The sequence below is a fragment of the Rhodoferax sp. RT5P35 genome (genome assembly GCF_056521385.1).
Map to the genome: position 1 here is coordinate 1 of NZ_JBWMAX010000307.1, position 1,095 is coordinate 1,095.

The window sequence follows — 1,095 nt, forward strand, 5'->3', positions numbered from 1 at the left end:
CCAACACCTTGAGCCACGCGGTCGCGCTGCTGGCGGCGCTGGTGGGTGCGCCGTTTCTGGTGCTGGCAGCGGGCCCGCACTGGCTGGGGGCCAGCGTGTTTGCGGCGACCCTGCTGCTGCTGTATGTGTCGTCCACGCTGTACCACGCGCTGCCCGCGGGGCGGGCCAAGCAGCGCTGGCTGCAGGTGGACTACGGAGCGATTTATTTTTTCATCGCGGGCAGTTACACGCCATTTGCCCTGGGGGCGAGGCTGGGTGCCTGGGGCTGGACGCTGTTTGCGCTGGTCTGGTTGGTGGCCATCGCGGGCACTGTACTGAAGGTGCGAGGCCGTTTGTCGCACCCCTGGGTGTCCACGGGGCTGTACCTGGCGATGGGCTGGCTGGTGCTGGTGGCCGCCGTGCCACTGGTGGAGCAGCTCTCGCCCTCGGGACGGGCGTGGCTGCTGGCGGGGGGCATGGCCTACACGGCAGGCGTGGTGTTTTTTGCGCTGGATGGGCGCTGGCGGTATGCGCATGCGGTGTGGCATGGCTTTGTGGTGCTGGGCAGCGCCTGCCATGCGGGTGCGGTAATGTCACATTTCTGAAATCAAACCGTCATGCTGGATGGGCCTGGGTGGGGTTCAATACGGGTATTCCCACATCCATCCCCAGGACCGCCCCATGAACGCCATCAAAGAAGCCCAGAAATTCATCGCCAAGCACCCCGAATCCGAGGCCGCCCGCACGCTGGCCCAACTGGTGCTGACGCTGGAATCCAACGAGCCGTTTCCCCTGGAGAAGCTGTACGCGCTGGACCTGGACCGCTTTGACCTGGCGCTGGACATCCTGAAGGAATGGCGGCTGGACCGCTACATCGCGGGCAAGTCCAAGCTGTACGACCTGTCGCTGCAAATCCAGGAACAAGGCCCGCAAGACCGCACCTCGCACTTCGGCGAACTGAACTGAGGTTTCTACAGCGGCTGCACCAGCCCCATGTCGGGCCGCTGCAGCCACTGGGCAAATTCATCGGCCATTTGCTGGCTGGCAGCGATGGCACCGGTCCAGGCCTTGGCGCGGCTGGGCAGGTCCAGGCCGTAGTGGCTGAAGTCGGCGCGG

At 65.3% G+C, this 1,095-nt stretch carries 2 protein-coding genes; both read left to right on the plus strand.

What is annotated here, in order from left to right; genetic code table 11:
* A partial coding sequence (gene trhA / locus AC097L_RS25855) for a PAQR family membrane homeostasis protein TrhA (protein ID WP_479589553.1) occupies nt 1-584 on the plus strand: 584 nt, incomplete at its 5' end.
* Nucleotides 585-660: 76 nt separating this feature from the next.
* On the plus strand, nt 661-945 hold the full coding sequence (locus AC097L_RS25860; protein WP_315184450.1) for a hypothetical protein: 285 nt from the start codon (nt 661-663) through the stop codon (nt 943-945).
* Nucleotides 946-1,095 lie beyond the last annotated feature (150 nt).

Coding starts and splice junctions, on each gene's coding strand:
- AC097L_RS25860 (WP_315184450.1), top strand. CDS start 661: ATGAACGCCATCAAAGAAGCCCAGAAATTCATCGCCAAGCACCCCGAA.